Source organism: Halovivax asiaticus JCM 14624, assembly GCF_000337515.1.
Lineage (GTDB): Archaea > Halobacteriota > Halobacteria > Halobacteriales > Natrialbaceae > Halovivax > Halovivax asiaticus.
The window spans coordinates 266,078-290,181 of record NZ_AOIQ01000021.1; the positions used below are offsets into that span (position 1 = coordinate 266,078).

Annotated in this window: 21 protein-coding genes; 9 read left to right on the top strand and 12 right to left on the bottom strand. The window is 65.3% G+C overall.

All coding sequences use genetic code 11. From position 1 onward, the window contains the following. Nucleotides 1-53 precede the first annotated feature (53 nt). Entirely contained in the window at nucleotides 54-1,049 is a 996-nt protein-coding gene (locus tag C479_RS13855; RefSeq protein WP_007703798.1) for a phosphate uptake regulator PhoU, read from the top strand. Nucleotides 1,050-1,118: 69 nt separating this feature from the next. Then, a complete protein-coding gene (locus C479_RS13860) occupies nucleotides 1,119-1,655 on the top strand; it encodes a GNAT family N-acetyltransferase (protein WP_007703805.1) in 537 nt (178 codons plus the stop codon). A gap of 68 nt (nucleotides 1,656-1,723) precedes the next feature. On the opposite strand, the gene C479_RS13865 is transcribed toward C479_RS13860, so the two are convergent. Further along, nucleotides 1,724-2,095: a 30S ribosomal protein S8e gene (locus C479_RS13865; RefSeq protein ID WP_007703808.1), complete on the bottom strand. Its 372-nt coding sequence runs from the start codon at nucleotides 2,093-2,095 to the stop codon at nucleotides 1,724-1,726. Between the two features lie 114 nt (nucleotides 2,096-2,209). On the opposite strand from C479_RS13865, the gene C479_RS13870 reads away from it, so the two are divergent. Together C479_RS13870 and C479_RS13875 are read left to right on the top strand one after the other, a co-directional pair. Continuing rightward, nucleotides 2,210-2,665, top strand: a complete 456-nt coding sequence (locus C479_RS13870) for a DUF2240 family protein (protein WP_007703811.1) — start codon at nucleotides 2,210-2,212, stop codon at nucleotides 2,663-2,665. Nucleotides 2,666-2,804: 139 nt separating this feature from the next. Next, a complete protein-coding gene (locus tag C479_RS13875; RefSeq protein WP_007703813.1) occupies nucleotides 2,805-3,218 on the top strand; it encodes a hypothetical protein in 414 nt (137 codons plus the stop codon). A 10-nt stretch (nucleotides 3,219-3,228) separates the two neighbouring features. On the opposite strand, the gene C479_RS13880 is transcribed toward C479_RS13875, so the two are convergent. The 3 genes from C479_RS13880 to trkA all read right to left on the bottom strand — a co-directional run bounded on the left by C479_RS13880 (nucleotide 3,229) and on the right by trkA (nucleotide 6,863). Next, nucleotides 3,229-3,885, bottom strand: coding sequence for an HAD family hydrolase (locus C479_RS13880; RefSeq protein ID WP_049907343.1), 657 nt, complete (start codon nucleotides 3,883-3,885; stop codon nucleotides 3,229-3,231). A gap of 107 nt (nucleotides 3,886-3,992) precedes the next feature. Further along, nucleotides 3,993-5,528, bottom strand: a complete 1,536-nt coding sequence (locus C479_RS13885) for a TrkH family potassium uptake protein (protein ID WP_007703819.1) — start codon at nucleotides 5,526-5,528, stop codon at nucleotides 3,993-3,995. Further along, nucleotides 5,529-6,863 carry a Trk system potassium transporter TrkA gene (gene trkA, locus C479_RS13890; RefSeq protein WP_007703822.1) on the bottom strand — a complete coding sequence of 445 codons (1,335 nt, stop codon included), beginning with the start codon at nucleotides 6,861-6,863 and terminating at the stop codon, nucleotides 5,529-5,531. Nucleotides 6,864-7,138: 275 nt separating this feature from the next. Here trkA and C479_RS13895 point away from each other — a divergent pair, with 275 nt between their 5' ends. Beyond that, a complete protein-coding gene (locus tag C479_RS13895) occupies nucleotides 7,139-8,707 on the top strand; it encodes a TrkH family potassium uptake protein (protein ID WP_007703825.1) in 1,569 nt (522 codons plus the stop codon). Between the two features lie 685 nt (nucleotides 8,708-9,392). Beyond that, nucleotides 9,393-9,812 (top strand): universal stress protein, encoded by a 420-nt coding sequence (locus C479_RS13900; RefSeq protein WP_007703829.1) that lies wholly within the window; start codon nucleotides 9,393-9,395, stop codon nucleotides 9,810-9,812. 33 nt (nucleotides 9,813-9,845) lie between these two features. Here C479_RS13900 and C479_RS13905 read toward each other — a convergent pair whose 3' ends face one another. The 4 genes from C479_RS13905 to C479_RS13920 all read right to left on the bottom strand — a co-directional run bounded on the left by C479_RS13905 (nucleotide 9,846) and on the right by C479_RS13920 (nucleotide 14,982). Then, nucleotides 9,846-12,137 (bottom strand): amino acid permease, encoded by a 2,292-nt coding sequence (locus C479_RS13905; RefSeq protein WP_007703831.1) that lies wholly within the window; start codon nucleotides 12,135-12,137, stop codon nucleotides 9,846-9,848. A gap of 182 nt (nucleotides 12,138-12,319) precedes the next feature. Next, nucleotides 12,320-13,585 (bottom strand): cation:proton antiporter, encoded by a 1,266-nt coding sequence (locus C479_RS13910; protein WP_007703833.1) that lies wholly within the window; start codon nucleotides 13,583-13,585, stop codon nucleotides 12,320-12,322. A 101-nt stretch (nucleotides 13,586-13,686) separates the two neighbouring features. After that, entirely contained in the window at nucleotides 13,687-14,178 is a 492-nt protein-coding gene (locus C479_RS13915; RefSeq protein ID WP_007703837.1) for a cation:proton antiporter regulatory subunit, read from the bottom strand. Nucleotides 14,179-14,307: 129 nt separating this feature from the next. Further along, nucleotides 14,308-14,982, bottom strand: coding sequence for a hypothetical protein (locus tag C479_RS13920; protein ID WP_007703840.1), 675 nt, complete (start codon nucleotides 14,980-14,982; stop codon nucleotides 14,308-14,310). A 178-nt stretch (nucleotides 14,983-15,160) separates the two neighbouring features. Between C479_RS13920 and C479_RS13925 the strand changes: the two genes are divergently transcribed. Further along, on the top strand, nucleotides 15,161-16,411 hold the full coding sequence (locus C479_RS13925; RefSeq protein WP_007703843.1) for a cation:proton antiporter: 1,251 nt from the start codon (nucleotides 15,161-15,163) through the stop codon (nucleotides 16,409-16,411). A 62-nt stretch (nucleotides 16,412-16,473) separates the two neighbouring features. Here C479_RS13925 and C479_RS13930 read toward each other — a convergent pair whose 3' ends face one another. After that, complete coding sequence (locus tag C479_RS13930) at nucleotides 16,474-17,481, bottom strand: potassium channel family protein (RefSeq protein ID WP_049907414.1); 1,008 nt, start codon at nucleotides 17,479-17,481, stop codon at nucleotides 16,474-16,476. A 149-nt stretch (nucleotides 17,482-17,630) separates the two neighbouring features. Here C479_RS13930 and C479_RS13935 point away from each other — a divergent pair, with 149 nt between their 5' ends. After that, nucleotides 17,631-19,937 (top strand): catalase, encoded by a 2,307-nt coding sequence (locus C479_RS13935; protein ID WP_007703848.1) that lies wholly within the window; start codon nucleotides 17,631-17,633, stop codon nucleotides 19,935-19,937. A gap of 236 nt (nucleotides 19,938-20,173) precedes the next feature. Here the strand turns inward: C479_RS13935 and C479_RS13940 are convergent, their stop codons facing one another. The 3 genes from C479_RS13940 to C479_RS13955 all read right to left on the bottom strand — a co-directional run bounded on the left by C479_RS13940 (nucleotide 20,174) and on the right by C479_RS13955 (nucleotide 23,499). Next, nucleotides 20,174-21,604, bottom strand: coding sequence for a hypothetical protein (locus C479_RS13940; protein ID WP_152415911.1), 1,431 nt, complete (start codon nucleotides 21,602-21,604; stop codon nucleotides 20,174-20,176). Between the two features lie 220 nt (nucleotides 21,605-21,824). After that, nucleotides 21,825-22,265, bottom strand: coding sequence for a universal stress protein (locus C479_RS13950; protein ID WP_007703853.1), 441 nt, complete (start codon nucleotides 22,263-22,265; stop codon nucleotides 21,825-21,827). 199 nt (nucleotides 22,266-22,464) lie between these two features. After that, nucleotides 22,465-23,499 (bottom strand): M48 family metallopeptidase, encoded by a 1,035-nt coding sequence (locus C479_RS13955; protein ID WP_007703854.1) that lies wholly within the window; start codon nucleotides 23,497-23,499, stop codon nucleotides 22,465-22,467. A gap of 191 nt (nucleotides 23,500-23,690) precedes the next feature. Here C479_RS13955 and C479_RS13960 point away from each other — a divergent pair, with 191 nt between their 5' ends. Then, nucleotides 23,691-24,059: a sensory rhodopsin transducer gene (locus C479_RS13960; RefSeq protein ID WP_007703856.1), complete on the top strand. Its 369-nt coding sequence runs from the start codon at nucleotides 23,691-23,693 to the stop codon at nucleotides 24,057-24,059. Nucleotides 24,060-24,104 lie beyond the last annotated feature (45 nt).

Genomic DNA, 24,104 nt, shown 5'->3' on the forward strand with positions numbered 1-24,104 from the left:
GTAGAATACATAGATCGTAGTACATTTATATTCTGGTGGGCCAATACTCACGTATGGAGACCCGCAAGGTGCAGGTGACCGGCGGTTCTACGTATACCGTCTCGTTGCCCAAAGAGTGGGCGACGGCGAACGGGGTCGATGCCGGAAGTACCGTCGAATTCTATCCGGAGGATGGGGCCCTTCTGTTGACGCCGCGGCGTGAGAGTAGCCATCAGGAGGGGACGATGGACGTCACGGATATCACCGACGAGCAGCTCACCAGGGCGGTCATGACGATGTACGTGAGCGGGTTCGACCTCATCCGACTGACCGCCGATCGCGTCACGACCGATCAGCGCCGCGCGATTCGGGACGCGACACAGAATCTGGTCGGCGTGGAGGTACTCTCGGAGACGACGGACAGCGTCGTCATCCAGGACCTGCTCGACTCGGCCGAACTCTCGATCGTCAACGCCGTCTCCCGCATGCGACTGATCGCCGAATCCATGCTCGAAGACGCCGTCACCGCGATCGTCGAGAACGACGACGACATCGCCCACGACGTGATCCAGCGCGACGACGACGTCGACCGACTCTTCCTCGTCGTCTCGCGGATCTTCCGGGCGACACTGCGCTCCCCGACGGCCGCCGAATCACTCGGCGTCACGCGCGAGGACTGTTTCGACTACCACTCGAGCGCCCGCCAGTTAGAACGCGTCGCTGACCACGCCGTGAAAATGAGCAAAATCGCGCTGAAACTGGCCGAGATCCCCGGTCCCGTCGCCGATGCACTCCACGCACTCTACGAGGACGCCGACGACGTGATCCGCACGTCGATGGATGCACTCGACGCGGACGACAGCGACCACGCGACCGAATTCGGCCACGAGGCTCGCCAGATGGTTCGCGAGATCGACGAACATACCCGCCAGATCGACGATCGACTTCGCGAACTCGACCCGGTCGAGGCCCAGTCGCTCGGCCTGATCGTCGACTCGCTCTCGCGGTGTGCAGACTACGGGGGCAACATCGCCGAAACAGCGCTTCAGAAGGCGGCGCCGCGGCCCTGACCCGGCGAACCGACGCCCCGTTACGCGGAATCGGTACGTCTACTTGCCATCACTTCCTTTCGGCGACCGATGACCAACGACGCCGTCAGTGTTCGCCCCGCAGTCTGCGCCGATGCCTCCGCGATCCGCGCAGTGTGCGTCGCCGGTTGGCGAACCGCTTACGCCGATCTCCTTCCCGACGGCTACGTCGAGGCGAACGTCGAAACGTTCTACGAGACAGCTCGACTTCGCCGCGAAATCGCCGACCCGGGTGACGCCGGTCGCTGGCTCGTCGCGGTCGCCGAAACGGGATCGGCGGCCGCGTCCGTCGTCGGCGCGGGGCGTGGAACCCCGCCGACGGACGGCGATTGCGAGGTGTTCACCCTCTACGTTCACCCGGACGCCCAGGGTTGCGGCGTCGGCAGCGAACTCCTCCGAACGATGACGGCTTGCCAGCGAGCGGCCGGCGGTCGCGTCCAGTTCGTGGACGTCTTCGCCGACCACGAGGGGGCTATCGGCTTCTACGAGAGCCGCGGCTTCGAGCGGTACGAAACGCGACCCGCGGACGTGGTAGACGGCGTCGATCCGAATCACCGGACGGTACGGCTCTCTCGTCGAATCGGGTGAGGCGGCTGGTTCGAAGTCGTCGCGGATCGAAGCTGCGAGAAATCTGTGATGGAGGCGTCCAACCGACGTTACTCGAGAAGCACGGCGTTGACCTGGGCCGTCTGGCCCGGTCGGGACGTGACGCGCGCGGTCCCTTCGGAGGTCTCGATGACGGCACCTTTCGTGATGATGTTTCGGCGCACGTAGTTGGGGTTGGCGTCGTTTTCGACGACGTTCTCGATCGTCGCAGAAATGGTCTCCTCGCCGTCGTTGACCTGCGCGACGTCGGTCGCGAGTGCGCGCGTCTTCGAGCCGTTGCCGCGCGAATCGACGGTCTGGAATCGCGGTTCGCCGACCTGCGTCTCGGTCGGTTCGCGGCCGAGTTCGTCCTTTCGCGGGTTTCGTGCGTGCTTGAGACGTCCACCGGTACGCTTGCGCGTCGAGCGGCCCTGATCTTGCATGCGTGGATAGACTGTCGGCGGTTACTTATATGGCTCGATACGACCCGTTCGTCCGACCTGGGGCCGCTCGCGGAACCGTCACGGTTAACGGGGCCGTCGCGAAACGAGGCGTCGATGAGTCTTCGGGTCGCCGCAGCCGCACCGTTCGTCCAGCGAGGGACGCAGTCGATGCGCGAGAACGAGTTCGTCGTCTCGCTCTCGATGGATCGGGACTGGTTCTCGCCCGATCAGGCCACGCGCCTCGTCGACGTCGCGACGGAGGCCGGCATCATCGAGCGCGACGGCGAGACGCTCGTGCTGACGACCGACGTCGGCGAGGTACAGGTTCCGGAGGAGTTCGTCCCCGACGAGGACGTTCTCACCGAGCGCTCGCCGTTCGAGCGGATCCTGGACGCGATCGTCGCCGACGGCCAGCCCAAACACGAAGCTGTTGGCGCGATCAACGCCTGTCAGCAGTCGCTCGGCCTCACGATCGAGGCCGCGGCGCTGGTCTACGCGCGTCGCGAGGGCGTCGACGTCGCCGACGTCAGTCCGGACGTGCGTGAGGCGGTGCTCGACGCGGACGCCTGACTGGTCACACTCGCTGGCGCTGGCATCGCCGTGACGGCGTCCGTACGGGCGTCGGTTGCGTTCAGGTTGCCTTTCTCGCGATTGTCATCGCCTCGCCATCGACCGAAGGCGATTAGCGCGCTGACCGACACGATGGCGTATGGTCGAGGAGCGAGTTACGGACGGGGTCAGGATCGCCGAGTTGCTCGCCTCCGAAGTCGAGGGCCGCACGGATGGCCCACTCGGATCGGTTCGCGTGACCGACGCGGACACGGACGTCGAACCGACGGCGAACGGGGCACGTGCGTACACGATTACTAGGGAAGCGGGCGACGGCACCAACGGTAAGGAGGAAGATACTACCCTCGTGACGGTGAACGTTCACGACGATCGTATTCACCTCGCGTTTCGAGTCGTCCCGGACGTCGCGACCGACGTGGCCTCGGGGGCTGGTCTCAGAACGCGCCCGAAGGCGACGACGCCGCCACAGACGCTCGTCTTCGTCGAGTCGGGCGGGGAGGTCAAACGGGCGGTCCAGGTCCTCGCGACGGTTTGTGGTCGAATCGGCGAGTGACCGGACTCGTTCATTCGACGTCCAGTTCGTCGAGGATAGTGGGGAGTGTCGACGCGAGGTCCGGCTGGTCGACGTGTGCGTCCGCTCGCGGATCCGGGGTGGCGTCCGGGAGCAGCACCTGGACCGTCGCCATCCCGGTCTCGGTCGCGCCCTCGATGTCGGTCTCGACGTCGTCACCGACGTAGACGGCCTCGCCCGGGTCGACGTCGAGGGCGTCGAGAATTGCGGCGAACGCACGTTCGTCGGGCTTGCCAGCCGGGAGTTCGCCTGTCACCCGGACGGCGTCGAAGGGCGATTCGAGGCCGAGGGCTTCTAATTTCGTTCGCTGGGCGCGGACGGGCCCGTTCGTGAGGAGCCCGAGGCGGTACCGCTCGCCGAGGCGTTCCAGCATCGGCTCGACGCCGGGCAGGATGGACAGCGAGTTTGTCACCGACTCGCGATACGCCGCGGCGACGCTGGCCGGATCGACGTCAGCGTCCGCGAGCAACTCGTCGAAGATGGGTTCGCGCGTCTCGCGGGTGAGGTGGCGGCGGTGGACCTCGACGTACTCGCTCCGATCGAGCGACGGGGCGCCGGTCGCCTCGGTCGCTTCCGCGAGCAGGGTCGCCCGGTCGCGGTCGGGCACGGCGAGCGTCTCGTCCAGATCGAAGACCACCGCGCGGAGCATCGTCTGGGTGTAGGCGCCCTGTGGGTTCAAGGTTTCCGTCGACCTGCACTGGATCGGAACCGGGTGCGTTCGGTCTCGGTTGCGAGTATCAGTCCGCCTCGTTCACGTTACGACCGCCAGTACGCCTTGGTCAGGAGCACGAGCACCGGGAAGATCTCCAGCCGTCCGATCCACATGTAGAGGATCATGAGGAACTTCGAGGTCGTGGGGAAGGAGCCGTAGCCGCCCATGGGCCCGGTGACCTCGCCGAGGCCGGGGCCGATGTTGCCGAGCGTGGCGATCGATGCGCTGAGAACGTCGAGCAGGCTGACGTCGAGCCCGAGGCGGGCGGCGTCCGCAGCCAGCAGGGCGACGCCGACGAAGAAGAGGACGATGTACAACAGGGTAAAGGCGTAAATTCCGCGGACGGCTTCCTCGTTCAACACACGCCCGTTCATCCGGACCGGTCGAACGGCCTCGGGGTGGACCGTCGTGAACAACTCACGGCGAAGCGTCTTCAGAATCACCAGCCAGCGGAGGATCTTGACCCCTCCGCCGGTCGAGCCAGTCGATCCGCCGACGAACATGGCGAACAGCAGGATGCCCTTCGCCGGGCCGCTCCAGGCGTCGAAGTCCATGTTCGCGTAGCCCGTCGAGTTGGTTATCGAGGTGATCTGGAACACTGCGTACCGGAGTGATCGCTCGATATGGCCGCCAACCATCCCTGTTTCCGGCGTTTCGAGGGCGGAGAAGAACAGCACGAGCGTGGCGACCAGAGACAGGACCGTCACGGCGCCGAGATACAGGCGGAATTCCGCATCGCGAAGGAGTGACCACGGATCTCCCGTCAGGACGTACCACCAGAGGACGAAGTTCACGCCGGCGATGAAGAGGAAGGGGACGAAGAGCCACTGTACGATCGGAGTAAATGCCTCGATACTCCGTGCCTCCGGGGAGAAACCGCCGGTCGGGAGCGTCGTGAAGCCGTGCGCGATGGCGTTGTAGAGCGTCATGTTCTCCGCGAATCCGAGGACCTGGAGCGCATACAGGAGGACGATGAAGAGGACCGTGAAGAACACGTACGCGAGCCAGAGTGCTCGAGCCGTCCGAGCGATGTGCGGAGTCAGCTTGGACACGCCGGGCCCGGGCGTTTCCGCCCGCATCAGCTGGGCGCCACCGACGGCCATCTCCGAAAGGATCGCGACTGCGAGGACGATGATCCCCATGCCCCCGAGCCATTGGGTGAGCTGGCGCCACATGAGGACCGCGTGGGAGTGGTGGTCGAGCGAAATGTTGTCCATGACGGTCGCGCCAGTGGTCGTAAAGCCGCTCATGCTCTCGAAGAAGGCGTTTACGGGCTGGGCGATGGCGCCGTCGCCGGCGAGGACGTAGGGGAGCGCGCCGAAGACCGCAGCGAAAAGCCAGGTGAGTGCCACGACCATGAACGCCTCTCTCGCACCGGGGTCGGGGTGCGGGTCCAGCTGCCGGAGCGAGAGGCCGAACGCGGCGGTCGCGACGAGTGTGGCGACGAACACCCAGAGGTCCTCGCCACCGTGGGTGAGTGCGACGACGATTGGCACGACGTACGCGACCGAAAGCGCCGCAGTGAGCGTTCCAACGAGGCTCAACCCCGCCCGGACGTCGACCCGCAAGTAACCGTACATTTATAAGAGATCGATGACTTCGTCCAGGATCCCTGCGTCGACGAAGACGACGACGTGGTCTCCGGGCTTGACGATCGTCGTCCCGCGCGGCGTGATCAGGTCGCCGCCGCGGGAGATCGCGCCGATGACGACGCCGTCGGGGAGGTCGTTCGTCGCCTCGGCGATCGGCTTGCCGGTGAGCGTGCTACCTGGACCGACCTCGATCTCGATGACCTCCGCGCGGTCGTGTTCGAGCATCGCGACCTTCTCCGTGCGCGCCGCACGCGTAAAGCGGACGATCTCTTCGGCTGTCTCTTCACGCGGGTTGATCACCACGTCGACGCCGACCGTCTCGAACAGTGCGGCGTACTCGACGTTCTCGATGACCGCGACTGTGCGTTCGACGCCGACGCGGTGAGCGAGCAGGGCGGCGAGTAAGTTCTTCTCGTCGCTGTCGAGGGCGGCGACGAGGACGTCGGCCTCGTCGATGTGCTCGCGCTTGAGAAAGTCGGTGTCGGTGGCGTCGCTCTGGAGGACCATCGTGTTCGGCAGGTCCTCAGCCGCCTCTCTGGCTCGCTCGGGATCTCGCTCGATCATACGGAGCCGATGGCCGTGCTCTTCGAACTCACGGGCCGCTTGGATGCCGATCTCGCTCGCACCGACGATGACGACGTCTTTCGAGCCGTTGTCGATCGTCCCTGCGACCTCGTTCGCGAATTGGGTGATGGACTCCGGACTGCCGATGACGACGATGCGGTCGCCGTCCCGAATCATCGTCTTGCCCGTGGCGACGAGCATCTCGTCGTCGCGGAAGACCGCCGCGAAGGTCAGCGAGTCGTACCGGTCGGCTTCCTGGACGGTCTGGCCGGCGACGGCGCTGTCGGGGCTGATCTCGAACTCGGCCATCCGGACGAGGCCGCCGGCGAACATGTCGACGTCACGGGCTGCGGGCAGCCCAGTGATGCGGAAGATGGCCTGGGCCGTCAAGAGATCCGTACAGACCATGAAATCGACGCCGAAGGCGCCCTCGGAGCCCTGCCAGGTTTCTAGCAAGGTCCGTCGCCTGACGCGAGCGATGGTGAACGCGTCGCTTTCGGTCTTCGTTGCCCCGCAGACCACGACGTTCGTTTCGTCGCTGTCAGTACACGCGATGACCATATCCGCCTCGCCGACCTCCGCGTCGCGAAGCGTCCCGAGCTCGGTGCCGTCGCCGGCGATCGAGAGGACGTCGTGTTCGTAGGTCAACTCCTCGACGATGTCCTCGTCCTGGTCGACGACGATCACGTCGTGACCGTCGGCCAGGTTCTCGGCGATCGTTCGGCCGACCGCACCGGCCCCGACGATCACGACGCGCACGATCGGTCACCGTCGTTCATTGGCGGCGATTGCCGAGCCACTATCATATACGTTCCGTCATCCGGATACGGTACTTCGAGTGTTGGAGGGTGTGAAGAACGGTGGATACATTCGAATCGGCGGGCGCTACTGGCTTTAGGTCGCCCCGTTTTCCGGTCGCCCGTTCGAGTCACAACGCGCCAGTTCGAGCGACCCGCTCTCGGAGGAAATCGGATCGGTACCCTATCGACGTTCCGAACCGTTATTTCCCCGCCTGTCCCAGCGGATGGTACACGATGGCCCTTCGGGTAGACTGGCGGTCGAGTGCGAGCCAGACGGGGACGGTACTGAAGTGGCTCTCCGTCCCGCTCGCCGCGCCGCTGCTACTCGCGCTCTTCGACGGCAGGGCCGTCGTCCCGTTCGCCGTCGCGATCGCCGTCACGCTGGCCCTCGGCATCGGGATGGAGCGATTGTCTCCGGTCCGGAACCTCGGCCATCGGGAAGCGTTTCTCGTCGTCGCCTCGGCCTGGTTGGGTGTTGCCCTCGTCGGGGCGATCCCGTTCGTCCTCGTCGGACAGTCGGCCCCGCCCGAGTCGGCATTCGCCGGGGTTCCGATAGCAGTCGGCGGTGGCGTCAGTCTCACGGGTGAGTTCGGTGGCGCCGTCAACGCCCTCTTCGAGAGCATGAGTGGGCTGACGACGACCGGGGCGACGATCATGAGTGGATGGGACTTCGAGCACCAGTCCCGGGCCATCCTCCTCTGGCGTCAGCTCCTCCAGTGGCTCGGCGGACTCGGCATCCTGATCGTCGCCATCGGCCTCTTTTCGAACCTGCGGGTCGGTGGTGCCCAGCTGATGGAGACCGAGACCCAGACACAGAGCGTGAACAAGCTGACTCCGGAGATCGAACAGACGGCGCGAATCATCTGGGGGCTGTACGTCGGATTGACGCTCGTGACGATCGCCGTCCTGTACGGGCTGAACGTCGTCGGCCTCGCGCCGGAGATGACCCTCTTCAATGCGGTCGCCCACGCCCTTACGAGCGTCTCGACGGCCGGCTTCTCGCCGGAGGCCGAGAGCATCGCGGCCTTCGCGCCGATCGTCCAGTGGGTCCTGATCCCCGTCATGCTCCTTGGGGCAACGAACTTCATTCTGCTGTGGTACGTCGTTCAGGGTGACCGCGACCGACTGTTGCGATCGGAGGAGTTTCGGTTCTACCTCGGCGTCGTCGCATTCGCCTCGTCGATCGTGATCGGCGTGCTCGTCGTCGATCCGGGGCACATCCAGTCTGTCGAGGCCTCTATCAGACACGGCCTGTTCAACGTGGTCTCGATGATTACGACCACCGGGTACGCGTCGTTCGACTACACCACGTGGGGTCCCGGCGCCCAACACGTCCTCTTCCTGAGCATGTTCGTCGGCGGGATGGCCGGCTCGACGACGTGTTCGATCAAGACGCTTCGCTGGCTGGTCATCCTGAAGGGGCTGTACCGCAACCTGTTTCTTGCTATCCACCCGACGGCGGTCCGCCCGATCCGGCTCGGCGACTCGGTCGTCGACGAGGAGACGATCGGCGACATCTTTTCGTACGTGATGCTCGCCCTCCTGATCTTCTTTGCGCTCACGGTGCTCATCGTGACCGACGCCTCGCTCGCCGGTCGGGCGGTCTCCGAGTTCGACGCGCTGGGCGCGGCCGCGTCGATCGCGCTCAACATCGGTCCCGCGTTCGGCGAGGCCGGCCCGATGGACAACTACGCGGTGTTCCCCACCTCGACCCGGTTCGTCATGGTCCTCATGATGTGGATCGGCCGGATCGAGTTCGTCCCCGTGCTCATTCTGCTCCTGCCCGCTTTCTGGAAGTCCTGAACCGCGAAGCGGGTACGGACGCTTGGCTGTGTATCTATGCGTGTACAGATCGTCCCTGCAGTATCGCGCCAGCGTCGATCAGTCCCGAACTATTGGTCTCGAAAGGCCGACGAGAGCAGGGCTATCCCCTGCGATGTCGACGCCCTCGCGGGTTTGGATTGTCAGCCACAGTGACCGAACAGGTGTGAGCCACGACGCGGCTGCCCGCCCAGCGGCGCCACGAGATGCTTGCCTCTCGACAGTCGCCATCCACGACGGCGCAACTGCTCGTGAGCATCCCCCCAATGGGGTCGAATCCGAGAATACAACTCGCGACGCGGCGCTATCGGCGGAAAATCGACGGGCTGGCGTGCGAGACGTTTATGTCTCGTGGGCAGATACGCAATCATGGCTTCAGCCTCTTCGGTGGAAGCCACGTCTCGGGTGTTGGCGCACCCGGGGCATTTCGGCGCATCCCCCTGCGGCAGTTTGGAGACGATGACTTCCAGCGAAGGCTACGCTGTGGAATCGCTTATAATTACTGGTGAAATGAAGAAAGTATCGGGGGTGGCCGTCGATCAGGCCGGATGAGCGACGAATCCGTTCGCAACCACCTATCGAGTTGACGATGGCCGCACGTCGCCGCTGCAACCCGGCTCGCGGTACCAATCCTTTTGCCCTCACTCGACCAATCGTCGGCCATCGCATGCACTTTCGACATCTGCTGGTTCCGGTCGCCTCCGAGGCCGACGCGGACGTGACCTGTCACGCGCTCTCGGGCTACCTCGACGACGTCGACAGAGTCACGGCCGTTCACGTCATCGAGAAAGCCGGCGGCGGCATCGACAAGGCTCCGCTCGGCAAACGAGAGGAAGACACGGTGGACATCCTCGAGGACGTCGAGAACACACTGGGCGATCGGGTGCAGGTCGATACGGACCGATACTACGGAACCGACGTGGCGGAGACGATCTTCGAGGCTGCCGCCGACGTCGACGCTGACGCCGTCGCGTTCCGTGCACGCGGGGGCAGTCGGATTGCCCGCCTGCTCGCGGGTGATGTCTCCACTCGGATCGTAACGGACCCGTCAATTCCGGTCGTCTCGCTCCCGAAACCGGCCGAGTAATCCGCGACGGCGAACCAGTTTTCGACAGCCCGACTACGACCGGCCGAACAGTCGTTCGAAGAGAGAGCGTTTCGTCGGCCGTTCGGCCAGCAGGACCGAACACTCGACCTCGTCGACGACGTCGTAGACGAGTGACCGATCGACGAGTCTGGAGAGCAGTCCGCGCTCGGTCGCCCCGATGAGCAGGAGGGTTCGATCGCTCGATTCGCGTCGGATCGCCTCCTCGACGTCGCCCGAAGTGTCGATCGTGCGACCGACGTCGGAAAGCCCGTGTTCTTCGGCCCACGCCGAGAGGAACGCTTCCCCCTCGTCTCGTTCGGACGGATCGTCGGCGACGTAGAGCAGTTCGACGTCCGCGTCGCTCGTCCGCTGTAAGGTGCGGGCGACGTCCGCACTCAGGTCCGAGTCCGGGCCACCCGCGGTCGGCAGCAGGATGCGCGAGGTGTCGAAGTCCCGCTCGTTCAGGACGAGGAAATCACACGGCAGGTTGTGCGTGAGTTCGTCCAGCGGGCGTTCGGCTCGTCCGGCCGCCCACGGTCGATCGTCTCCCCAGCCCATGACGACCGTGTCGGCGTCGTGTCGTTCGGCGGCGTCGAAGATGGCCTCGAACGGGCGGTGCGAGACGACCGTCGTCGTCTCGATCTCGACATCGGACCGGGAGACGCTCTCGCGGGCCTGGTCGAGCAGTCGCTGTGATTCGGCGTCGATGCGATCGGTTACGGCGGCGCCGCGATCGAGCGGCGTCTGATCCGGCACCTTGACGATGTGGACGGCGTGGACGACGCCGTCACGGTCCGCGGCGAGTTCGCTCCCGAGCTCCATCAGCGCCCCTTCGGTTCGCGGATTCGAGAGCGGGACCATCACGCGATCGGGGACCGCCTCGTCCGGAGCCGCGACTTCGGCCGCGGAGACGGCGGCGTCGGGCATCTCCTCCGACCGGTCGAGGATGTGTTCGCTGAGAACGCCCTGGACCGTCGTGTGTCGCCGAGCGTAGAACCAGTACCAGGCGATCGAACCGACGACGAACGCCATGCTCAGCGCGATGACGATGCCGTCCATGAAGTAGACGAGCCCGAACGAGAGCACCGCACCCACGATCGGCGTGATCGGGTAGAACGGCACCCGGAAATCCGGATCGTACTCCGGCACGTCGGCCTCGCGAAACGCGATGAGCGCGACGTTCATCAGGGCGTAGACCACGAGGTGGAGGACGCTCGCGGCTTTCGACAGCACCTGGAGGTCCTGCCCGAGCAGGACGATGAACAGGAGGATGAGGCCGCCGGTCAGGGCGATCGACCGGTATGGCGTCGCGAACCGTGGGTGGATCTCGTTGAGTTCGTCCGAGACGAGTTTGTCACGCCCCATGGCGAAGTTGATCCGAGCCGAAGCGAGGATCGACGCGTTCGCCGAGGAGGCGGTCGCGAGCAGCGCCGCCACCGAGATGGCACCGACCCCGAGGAGCTCGAGGACGGGGACGCCGGCGAAGCTGAGTTCGGCTACCTGTGAAACCGGCGTCTCCGTGTCCAGTTCGTTCCAGGGGACGATTCCGACCATCAGGGTGACGAGAATGGCGTAGAATACCGTGACGATCGCGACGCTGCCGATGACGGCACGAGGGAGGTTCCGTCCCGGATTCTTCAACTCTTCCGCGACGGTCGCGATCTTCGCGTAGCCGAGGAACGAGACGAAGACGAGCGCTGTTCCCGGGAGGATCGCGCCGTACCGCTGGTCCGTCGGTGCGACACCGTCTTCGAGGAGCGTGCTCCACTCGAACTCGAAGAACCCGGCCGCGGCGAACACGGTCAAGATGAGCAGCAACAGCGAGACGATGACGGTCTGAATGCCGCCGGTTTCTTTCGCACCGATGTAGTTGACACCGACGAAGAGAACGCCAGCGAACAGGGCTCCGAGCTGAACGTCGGTGAGGACGAGCAGGCCGAGATCGATCGACGGGAGCGCGAACATCGTCCCGCCGAGCAGTCCGGTGAGGTAGCCACCGAAGCCGATGCAGTAGAACGCCGACGCGAAGGCGAGCCCCATCCAGTCACCCATGCCGGAGATCGAGCCGAACATGGGTCCGAGTCCGCGATTGATGTAGTAGTAGCCACCGCCGGCTTTGGGCATCGCCGTGCCGAGTTCGCTCACGGCGAGTGCGTTCACCATGGCGATGACGCCGCCGATGACGAACGAGACGACGACGATCGGGCCCGCCTCGCGCGCCGCGATCCCCGGGAGGACGAAGATACCGGCTCCCATCATCGTCCCGATCCCGATCATCATCGCCGAGACCAGGCCGAGGTCCTTGGCGAGTTCCTCGTCGCTCATCGGTCAGGAGGCCTCGACCGCAGCTGTGTCGCCACCGATCGGTGGGGGACGTTGCGACTCGCGTTCGATTTCGACAGTCGGGTTCATGCTCAATGGCTACTAGCGACCCACCTTAAGCGTTCTGAGGGCGCTCGATCGACGGTGGACGCTCGGTCCGTTCGACGCGACTCCCTCGGTCGCTCTCAGGTCGATTTCGTCTCGAGACGCGGAACGACGACCCCTTCGATCCGGTCGGCGTAGCCCATGAGCGTCGTACCGAGGACGCTCATCGCGAGGACGTAGCCGACGGCGAGGGCGTAGAGTTCGTCGGCGACGCCGGCGGGGACGACGCCGTTGGCGCCCGCGGTGAGCGCGATGCTCGCGATGATGAGGGAGAATTCGCCGCGGGTCGTCATCCCGAGCGCGACGCGGAGGGAGCGCCGTTCCGAGAGGTCGTAGACCCGGCCGCCCCAGTAGGCCGTGACGAGCTTCGAGGCCGTCGTGACGACGACAGCGATCGCGATCAGCCCGACGACGGGTCCGAACGAGGCTGGATCGGTGAGCAAGCCGATCCAGAGGAAGAACAGGGCGGCGAACGTGTCGCGGACGGGCTCGAGCAAGCGCTCCAGATCGTGGACGTGGTCGGTCGAGGCGAATCCCATCCCGACGAAGAAGGCCGCGACGGCCTCGCTGACGCCCAGGGAGAGCGCCACGCCGGCGATCAACACCGTCAGTCCGAGCGTCCGGATGACGGTGAACTCGTGGGAGGCGCCCGCGAGCAGCCGGTCGAAGATGGGCTCGCCGAGGGTCACCAGCGCGAGGAGGGCGACGATGAACCCCATCCCGACGGCGACCGAGGTGAGCGCCTCCGAGACGCCGCCGGTTCCCGTCGCGATCGCCGTGACGATCGCCAGATAGATCGCGATGAAGAGATCCTCGTAGACCAGGATACCCAGGATCGGGTCGGCCTCGTCGTTGGCGATCCAGCCGAGGTCGATCAGCGACTTCGTGATGATCGCCGACGAGGAGATGTAGACGATCCCGGCGACGAAAACGGCCGCCAGCACGCCGCCGAACAGCACCCAGCCGAGGGCGAAGCCGACGACGAAGTTGGCCAGGTCGATCGTTCCCGCTGTGCCGATCCTGTGTCGGGATTCGAGCAACCGCTCGATGTTGAACTCCAGCCCGAGGAAGAACAACAGGAGGACGATCCCGATCTCGGCCCCGAGCACGACGAAGCCGGTCGTGCCGTCGACGGCGATCGCACTTACGGACCCGACGACATCCATTCCGGCGAGCTCGACCGGTGGGAGGACGTCGGGAAGCCGCCCCAGCACGAAGGGGCCGAGGGCCATTCCCACGAGAATGTAAAGCGGGATCACCGACTGGTCGATCCGGTCGGCCGCGACGCCGGCGACCGCCGCTGCGGCGAACAGCACCCCGACCTGGAAGAGCGTTACCTCGGCCACGGTCGGCCCTCCTGCGGCGCGGCTTCGCTCGACACCACGCGGCTTTCGGGTCGTTCAACGCGGATCTCGGCCGGTAGACGGTGTGGGCTCATCGCATCACCTCAGGCGTCGTCTCCCGAGACCAGCGATTCGAACGCCTGACAGTCTTCTCGCGAACCGACGATGACGACCGTGTCGCCGGCCTGGATGACGTCGGTCGGCTCGGGCGGTGAGAGCACGTCGTCACCGCGCTGGATCGCGACGACCGACACGCCGGTCCGTTCGCGGACGTTCGCGTCGGCGAGCGATTGGCCAACCAGCTCGGCCCCGTCGTCGACGTTGTACCACTCGATGAGCGTCTCGTCCGAGAGCAGCGTCTCGACTTGTTCGGTCTCGACCGGCTGGAAGTACGCGCCCTCGAGGATCGTTCCGACCGTTCTGGCGAGTCGGTCGGAGAGTTCGAAGAGCCGCTCGCCGTCGGCGTCCGGCGACTCTTTCCGGTAGACCTCTCGCTTCCCTGTGTTGTGCGTGATGATGACGAGGCGAGCGTCGTCTTCGAGTTCGACCTCGTGTTTCTTCCCGACGCCCGGCAGGTCGCTCTCGTAGATGTCCATACCCGGATACGGGAACGAACCGCCTTAAATCGGTTGTCGGCGCTCGTCACCGTGATCGGCTCGAACGGCTGCCCATCACGTTCGTCCGATGAGTCGTCGAGCACTTCGACGACTCATCTCTGCGCCCGGTCACTCGTCCGGCTCGACCTCGACCGTCGGTGGGTGTCGTGTCGACTTGATCGTCGTCCAGACGAGTTCGCGGTACTCGGCCGTCGTGTAGCGTCCCGCGTTGTAGGCGCTCGCCCAGTCGGTGTAGACGACCGTGCTTCCGATCGGTTCGTCGGGCGATTCGAGGATCGTCGTCCCGAGCGCGTACGCGTCGTACCCGGCGTCGACCAGTGCCGCGTAGGCGCCGGCGAGTGCGGCGACGTGGTTGCCGATCCCTTCGCTCCGATCGACGTCCGTGACGTACGCGACGGACAGGACGTCTCGATCCTCGCGAACCGATTCGAGGCGCGGAACGCGGACCGTGACGACGTCGGCGAACGTCTCGACGTCGCTGACGTCCGCCCCGGCGGCCGCCTCGACGCTCGCGTCGAATCGGTCGGCTCTGGTCTCGATGGGCAGCGACGGGGTCAGTTCGGCGACCGGCCACTTCGTGTTCGGTGGCAACTCCGACCCGACGTCCTCGGTACAGCCGGCCAGTCCGATGAGTCCCGCAACTGCGCCGGTACGGAGCACGCGCCGGCGAGTCGTCCAACCTGTCGGCGACGTCGAGCGCGCATCGCTCGTCTCGTCGGCCTGCGATCGCTTCTCACCGCCGTCGGTGGTCGCATTCACCGGTTCGGCGCGACGTCCGGTCATAGTCGATGCTGGGGGTCGGCGCCGAACTACGGTGGGCTTGCGTACGTCGGGCGGCGGGATACCCACGAACGATGGCAGCGCCGGCCCGATGCCGCAGTGGAGTGCTTCCCGTGGACAGTGGCAGGTGACCGCTCTCCGTGGACTGTGGTTTTTGTCGGTGCTCGTGGGAGGTGGCCACGTGGCGTTCGAACTGTACGATCTGCTGGTGATCGTCGCCGGTATCCTCCTGTTCGCCGTTGCGATCTTGCCGCGGTTCGTCGCCCAGCGAGCCATCTCGCTTCCGATCCTCTTCGTGGCGTTCGGTGCCGCCGTCTTTTCGCTGCCGATCGGGCTCCCGGCGCTGGATCCGTTAGAACAGCCCGCGGCGACCGAACGACTGGCCGAGTTCGGGGTGATCATCGCGCTGATGGGCGTTGGGCTGAAACTCGACCGGCCACCGGGGTTGCGAGCCTGGGCCTCGACGTGGCGGTTGCTCGCGATCGCGATGCCGCTGTCCATCGCCGGTGCGGCGGTACTCGGCTGGTGGGTGATCGGCTTCGTCGCACCCACGGCCATCCTCCTCGGGGCGGTCGTCGCCCCGACCGATCCCGTCCTCGCCGCCGAGGTGCAGGTCGACGAACCCCAGACGGGAGCCGAGTACGAGGATAGGCCTGTCGGTGACGACGACGTCTCGTTCGCCCTCTCCTCGGAGGCGGGACTCAACGACGGGCTGGCGTTCCCGTTTACCAATCTCGCGATCGCGATCACCCTGATCGGGCTGGCGCCGGGCAACTGGGCCGTCGAGTGGCTCCTCGTCGACGTGGGCTACCGCATCGTCGTCGGCACCGTCCTCGGCGTCGCGTTGGGGTGGCTCGTCTCACGACTCATCTTCCTCACCGTTCCGGACACCAAGATCGCCCAATCGGTCCAGGGACTCGAAGCCGTCGCCGGGACCCTGCTCGTCTACGGACTTACGGAGGCGGTCGGTGGCTACGGCTTCATCGCCGTGTTCGTCGCCGCCGTGACGATCCGCAGTTCCGAGCGCTCCCACGAGTACAACGACTCGCTCCACCAGGTCGCCGAACTCGCCGAACAGCTCGCGATGGGCGTCATCATGATCTTCTTCGGCGGGGCGATCGCGAGTGGCTTGCTCGCCCCGCTAACTGTCGAGGCGGCCGTCGCCGCGGCCGCGATCGTCTTCGTGGTCAGACCGCTCGCCGGCGTCGTCTCACTCCTCGGCTTCGACCGACCGTGGACGGAACGCGCCATGATCGCGTTCTTCGGGATTCGCGGCATCGGCTCGTTCTACTACCTCTCGCACGCGCTGAACGAGGCGGTCTTCGCCGAGCCCGACGTGCTCTGGGCGCTGGTCGGTGCGGTGGTTCTCATCTCCATTGTCGTCCACGGCATCACGGCGACGCCGATCGTCTCCCGGGTCGCCGACTCCTGATTGGCCAGCTCGGTCCACTGGGGACGCTCGCCGGAGTACTAACCGGAGCGACCGCATCAGGTTCACGCCGTCTCGTCGTCGACAGGCGGCCACTCCCAGGCGTCGCCGCGGACGACGCCGAGCGTCGTCCGCCGCCGCTCGCTCCGTTTGGCGAGTGCGTCCGCGAAGGCGTCGTCCGAGACCGTGTCGATGTCTGCCCGTCGCAGTCGATCAAGCGCCGGTAGGGGTGGCGGGTCGTCGGCGGGATCGACGAACGCCGTATCGAGCGTGTGCAGGTACTGATCGACGCTCGCGCGAGCGACGCGCCACGCCGTTCGATTCGGTCCGTCGCCCTCGGGAAGCCCGCACTCGAAGACGGTCAGCGCGTCGTCGAGAATGGCGACGGCGACCGCCGCTGATTCGGTCGGCCGTTCGCTGTGGTAGTAGTGTAAGATGGGGTAGGACTGGTGCTGGTCAGCGAGCTGGCCGAGCTGTTCGCCGACCGACTCGAGCGGCCGTTCGATCCCGTCGAAGCCCTCGGTGTCGGTGTGGCCGGCCCGAACGAACGCTTCCGACCGTTCGCCGAGGCCGGTGACGGCACTCGCGAACGAGCGCTTCTGGGAGACGGCGCTCAGGACGGTGAGGACGTAGGAGACACCGAGGGTCACGAACGCCATTCCCGTGGCGGTAGTGAGTGCGCTCGCCAGTTCCCAGACGTCACCCCGCGGGGAATAGTCGCCGTTTCCATCAGTGAACATGGTGTAGGCGACGTAGTAGATGCGGCCCGGCCAGTCGGCGGGAAGCCCTGTTCTCGTGCTCACGAGCGCCCAGGGCTCGGCGGCGAACACCAGGCTCCATCCGGCCCAGATCCCGGCGATCCACAGGACGAGCGTCCCGGTGAGGATGAGCGGGCCCGCGGTGCTGAGCGTCCGCCGCTCGTCACTCACTCGTCGCAACCCCCGCCAGATCCCGGTCGATAGTCGTCCGGCGAGCGGGCCCGAGCCGCCGTCGACCCACAGCGTCGTCCAGAGGATGTCGATCACGGTCGCGACGAGGATGCTCGCGCCGAGTACCACATACGGCCAGCGCATCGACGCCATGTACACCGACGAAGCACGTCAAAGGCGTCCACCGGGGCCGACGGCTGACTGGCCATGTTTTACCACCCGGTTCGTGGAAGCGAGCCCCGGGCTGTGGCCGGGGCCGCGTCCCGTGCTCCGCCAGCCACGTCAAATCGATCATGACACCGAATCCCCCCACCGACGACGGCACGGAAGACGAATCGTTCGAGGAGGATCCCCCATCGACGGCCACGGGCGACGACACTGCAGAAGCGACGGACGAGACAGTCGAGGAGTCACCCGACGAGACGGCCGCCGACGGCGGCCAGCCAGGAACGAGTGACGGCGAGGTGGTCGACGCGAAGGCGAAACAGCGCCAGCTCGACGAGGTTCGCGAGGACGGGAGCGACGAGTTCCTGACGAGCGATCACGGCGTCAGGATCTCGGAGACGGACAACTCCCTGAAGGCGGGTCAGCGGGGGCCGACGATCATGGAGGACTTCCACTTCCGGGAGAAGATGACGCAGTTCGACCACGAGTCGATCCCGGAGCGGGTGGTCCACGCCCGGGGAACGGGTGCCTACGGCTACTTCCAGCCGTACGAGGATCCCGACCTCGGCGAGTACGACGACATCTCGGAGGTGACGAAGGCTTCCTTCTTACAGGATCCGGCCCAGAAGACGCCGGTGTTCACCCGATTCTCGACGGTCGTCGGCTCGCGCGGATCGGCGGACACCGTGCGGGACGTTCGTGGCTTTGCGATCAAGTTCTACACGGAGGCAGGCAACTGGGATCTCGTCGGGAACAACATGCCCGTCTTCTTCATCCAGGACGCGATGGAGTTCCCCGATCTCGTCCACGCGATCAAGCCCGAACCCGACGACGCGGTCCCGCAGGCGGCCTCGGCTCACGACACGTTCTGGGACTTCGCCTCGCTCAAGCCGGAGATCACGCACATGCTCATGTGGCTCCTCTCCGGGCGGGCGCTGCCCAGAGCCTACTGGATGATGCAGGGCTTCGGCGTCCACACCTTCCGGTTCGTCGACGACGGGGGCGAGTCCGTCTTCGTCAAGTTCCACCTCGACCCGAAACTCGGCACGAACGAACTCGTCTGGGACGAGACCCAGAAGATCGCGGGGAACAACCCCGACTTCAATCGCGAAGGACTCTACGACGTCATCGAGGCGGGACACGAACTCGAGTGGGAGGTCGGCGTCCAACTCGTCGAGGAGGACGAAGCCGATCAGTTCGACTTCGACCTGCTCGATCCGACGAAGATCATCCCGGAGACCGAGGTCCCGGTCAGACCGATCGGGACGCTGGTGCTGAACGAGACGCCGGACAACTTCTTCGCCGAGACCGAACAGGTGGCGTTCCACCCCGGCAACGTCGTCCCCGGCATCGACTTCACGAACGATCCGCTCTTGCAGGGACGGCTCTTCTCATACCAGGATACGCAACTCAACCGCTTCAACAGCGCGAACTGGGACGAGATACCGATCAACCGACCGCTGGCCGAACGGCACAACAACCAGCGCGCAGGATTCATGCGCCAGGAGATAAACACCGGCACGGCGTCGTACAAGCCCAACTCCATCGGTGACGACGATCCGGCGGAGGCGTCCGCCGCTGAGGGCGGCTACGAGCACCACGCCGAGAAGGTCGACGGGCGGAAGATCAGAAACCGAAGCGAGAGCTTCGAGGATCACTTCTCGCAGGCTCGGCTGTTCTGGAACAGCATGACCGATCACGAGAAACAACACATCGTCGACGCGGCGCACTTCGAACTCGGCAAGGTCGACCGGATGCAGATCCGCGAACGCGTCGTCTTCGACCTGTTCAACAACGTCGATCACGAGTTCGCGAAACGGGTCGCCGAGGGCATCGGTGTCGAGCCGCCGGACACACCTGGTGACGAGATCGACGACCACGACCGCGAGGATCCCTCACTGAGCATGGCGAACCGAACGCCGGAGACGATCGAGACGCGCAAGGTAGCCGTCCTGCTCGACGACGGCGTCGACGCGGAGCAGGTCGAGACGATACGCACTGCCCTCGAGGACGAGGGTGCACGCGTCACGATCGTCTCGAAGCTTCTCGGCGACCGAACGGCGGCCAGCGGCGATCCGATCGAAGCCGACGAGGCCCACGCGACGACCAGCTCCGTCCTCTTCGACGCAGCCATCATTCCTGGTGGGCGCGACAGCGTCGATGCGCTCTCCGAGCAGGGGGACGCGACCCACTTCGTCGCGGAGTTGTTCAAACACAAGAAGCCGATCGCCGCGGTCGGCGAGGGTGTCGACTTGCTCGACGGACTCGACCTGCCGGACGTCGACCTCGCGGACGACGGTGATGGGACCGTCTCGGCGCGCGGGGTCGTCACGACTCGCGACGATTCGTCGCTCGATTCCGTTCTCGACGCGTTCGTCGACGCGATCGCTGCCCACCGACACTGGGATCGGGACCCGAAAGACGTGCGGGCCTGATCACCCGCGATCGCCGCGTCGACTCCCGGATCGGCCGCCAGACCTGCGCCAGGTTCTCCGTCCGCACGTTCGTGATCCGCCCGCTGTCGACCCGCCCTCCTGTCAATCCGCTCAGTGACGATCTGTGGCGGCACTCCATGCCCGGCCGTCGCGGTTGCGGGGCGTCTAGATCACGTTCGCGAAAAATGAGACGGACGGCGTCGGTCGGCCGATCGAACGGCCGTGTCGCCGCGTCGTTATTCGTCGCCGAGTCCGGAGTCGTCTCCGGTGCCCATCATGTCCTCGTGAGCGTAGACGTAGATCGTCGCGCGCTCGACGGTCCAGGTCGTATCGGCTTCTGTCTGTTCGTCGGTCGTGTCGTCTTCGGAATCGTCGGTACCGACGCCAGCGTCGGACTCGTTGTCGTCAGCGCCGATGCCGGTGTCCGACTCGTTGTCGTCCATCCCAGCGTCAGTTTCGTTTTCGTCGGTTCCAACGCCAGTGTCCGACTCGTTGTCGTCCATCCCAGCGTCAGTTTCGTTTTCGTCGGTTCCAACGCCAGTGTCCGACTCGTTGTCATCAGTGCCGACGCCAGCGTCAGTTTCGTTGTCGTCGGTGCCAACGCCAGCGTCCGACTCGTTATCGTCGCCGACACCAACGCCGATGTCGGATTCGTTGTCGTCCATACCGACGCCAGCGTCCGTCTCGTTGTCGTCAGCGCCGATGCCGCTATCGGACTCGTTGTCAGCGACGTCGGTTCCGCCGTCGGTTGCGGCCGCGCCCGCATCCTCGGTCAGGTCGGCAAGTGAGCCCGTCGTATAGACGAAGATGGTCGACGTGTTGATGCTCACGTCACCACCGTCGGTCATTCCGGTCTCGGACTCGTTGTCCATACCGGTGTCAGTGTCGTCGGACTCGTTGTCGTCGGTGCCGACGCCGGTGTCGGACTCGTTGTCGTCCATCCCAGCGTCAGTGTCGGATTCGTTGTCGTCAGTGCCGACGCCATTGTCCTCGCCCATCATCGAGTCGTCGGTCTCGTCGCCGACGGCGATGAAGATCGAGGCCGAGTCGAGTTCACTGTCGCTCAGACTCGTTTCTCCGTCCGCACCCGTCCACTCGTCGTCGTCGATGACGACGAAGACGGTGGCTTGTCCGATGGTCAGGTTCTGGCCAGCGTCGGCCATGTCGCTGCCGGTGGCGCCGTTTTCGGTCTCGGACTCGTTGGTCTCGTCACCGGCCATTCCGGTCGAGTCGTCCGTCTCCATGCTGGTGTCGCCGAGATCGACGATGTTCGCCGACGCCACGGTTACCTCCATGTGGACTTCGTCCAGTCGCTCGACGCTCTCGGCGCTGGTCCCGTTCGCCCCGTCGTCCATTCCGGTATCGGATTCGTTGTCGTCGGTTCCGACACCGGTGTCGTCCGACTCGTTATCGTCCATACCGGACTCGTTGCCGTCCGTCGCGTTATCGGCCATGTCGCCCGCTCCGTTCATGGGAACGTTCGACTCGTCGGGGACGACGAAGACGGTCGCGTTCTCGACAGTGACGGTGAGTTCGGTCCCGTCCGTCGAGTCGTCTGTTTGATGCTGGTCGGTCCATGCGCCCGGAGCCGCCAGTCCCACTGCGGCGATGCCCGAAAGGAGCATGGCCACTGTGAGTGTGACGGCTATCAGTTTTTGTCTACTCATGCCTCGCGAACCGAGTGACGGTGGCATCCGGGTTAAAGTAGATGAACGATTTCATCCAGTAAGTGGCTCTTTCGCGGCGAAATTCACGAGTAGGTTGATCTTCCTCAGGTTCTCTGGCGTACTTTCTTCCACTCGTGATATTTTCCTCCGCGTGTCGGACGTGTTCGACTTCGATCGCGAGCAGGCGGGCCAGTAGCGCCCGCTCTGTCTCCCCTCGTTTCTACCTGTCTCCGTCTCCCCGGGCCACGAGGACGGAAACCGGGGAGCGCCGGACGACGGTTTCTGCGACGCTCCCGAGCAGGACGCGCGAGAGGCCCTCCTTCCCGTGGCTGCCAATGACGATCAGATCCATCGACTCCGCTTCCGCGTAGGCGACGATCCGATCGTCCGGTTCGCCGGTCACGTACGTCGTCTCCAGGTCCCGTCCGTATTTCGCCGCGATGTCGCTCGCCGACTGGAGGATGTCTTCGGCGTGTTCTTCGACCCGATCACTGACGGGGAGTTGGAGTTCGGGGCCGATGAGCTGGGCCCAGTGCCCCTGTGGGATCTCGATGACGTACAGCGCCGTCACGTCGCCGTCGGGGAATTCGTCGAAGACCAGTTCGAGCGCCGCTCGCGACTGTGGCGATCCGTCGTAGGGTACGAGAATCCGGTCGGCCATGCGCCCCCTATTCGCTCGGTCGATATAATACTGTCCAGCACGGCGACAAATTACGGATTCGCCGGCGCAGTTGCTGAACGCAGCTCTCTCTCTCTCTCTCTCTCTCTCTCTCTCGAATTTCCTTGCTACTTCGTCAGCGAGTGCCAGCGCGGACGGGTGGAATCGACCACAGTCTCAGGACCGACCGGTTCGATGCCGCTCACGAGGCCGTTCGGGTTTCCTTGGCTGTCTCGGCCATCGTCTTGAGGCGCTCGATACGGCGGGCCGTTTCGGGATGCGTCCGGACGAACCGGCTCCTCGAGCGCTTGGCTGGCGGGAGGATGTCGAGCGTGCTCGTCGACCGCGCGTACTCGCGCTTGTCCTGCGTCGGGGGCCCACGACTGTCGTCGAGCGTCTCGAGCGCGCTTGCCAGTGCGCCGGGTGACCCGGTTAGCTCCGCCGCGGTGCGATCGGCCGCGAACTCGCGCCCGCGTGAGAAGAGTCCGATACCGAGTTCACACAGGCGTTCCTGTCCCGTCGTTACCGCGGTCAGTACTCCCCACGCGAGGAGTCGACCGCCGTGGCTAATCGGGCTCAATCCGTGAACCCGATTCAGGGTCGGTCGCTCGTCGGCCTCGATCCGTTCGGCGACGAGCAGCGGGACGAGCAGTCGGCGCATGAATCGACTGTCGTCGTTGGCCAGGTGTGCCACTTCGTGGGCGAGCACGGCGACCCGCTGTTCGTCGTCGAGTTCGCGAATCAGGCCGCGGGTGAGGACGATCGTCCCGCCGGTTCGGCCGCCGATCGCGTACGATTCGGGGCGTCGTCGGTTGACGATGCGGAGGTCGGGCTCAGGAATCCCCGCCTGAGCGGCCAGTTTCCTGTTCGCCGCGGCGAGTTCGGGGTGACGGTCGTCCGCCGGCGTCCCGGGACCGGCGATCGCCTGTTCGAATGCCCGAATCTCGGCTCGGACCGGCCGCAGGTACACGACGGGGAGCGCGACGAATCCGATTCCGATCGCCGCCGCGACCACCGTCGTCGGGGGAAGGTCCCAGAAATTCACGATCCAGGTCCCCTCCAGAACTGGGGAAAACAGGGCAGACAGCAGTGCCAGTCCCGTTCCGACGACGAGTAAGGCGGTGGCGCCGAGGACGCCCGCCGCGATCACGGCGATCGTGAGCGAAACGCAGGTGACGATCACCAGTGCGCCGAGCCCGCGTCCGAGCAGGGACAGGTGGCGCCGTGTGAGTGACATGGTTGAGCCTCGTTGGTGATTGTTTCCCGCGGTGGCGCATGAATATTGTGGTCGTTGACACGAACGCTGGGCGCCGGTAGCCACTCTGGTGAGATGAGGGTGCCAACGGGAACCTTCGACAATTGTCCAGCCTGCGTTGTCCGGGGCCTGCGTTTTGACGAGTGGAGTGGTCGACCGAACGGGTGTGACCAGTGCTCGGTACGACGACGTGGGCCATCCCGGAAGGCTACATTCCCATGGGAAGCACCGGTCCCGAACCGGAACTGGAGAGCCACGAGACGGTGTGTCTCTTGAACGCGGGCGATGAGATTGCAGCCGTCGAGATCACGATCTACTTCGCCGATCGAGAACCGGCAGGGCCGTACGACGTGACGGTTCCGGCGAGACGGACCCGCCACGTCAGGTTCGACGAACTGGACGAACCGGAGCCGATCCCGCGCGGGACTGACTACGCCAGCGTCATCGAGGCCGACGTTCCGATCGTCTGCCAGCACACGCGGCTGGACTCACGGCAGGCCGAGAACGCGCTCCTCTCGACGATGGCGGCGCCGATCGAGTGAGGGAAATTCGGACGAGGTGGGGACGACTGTACGCGGACCGACGCG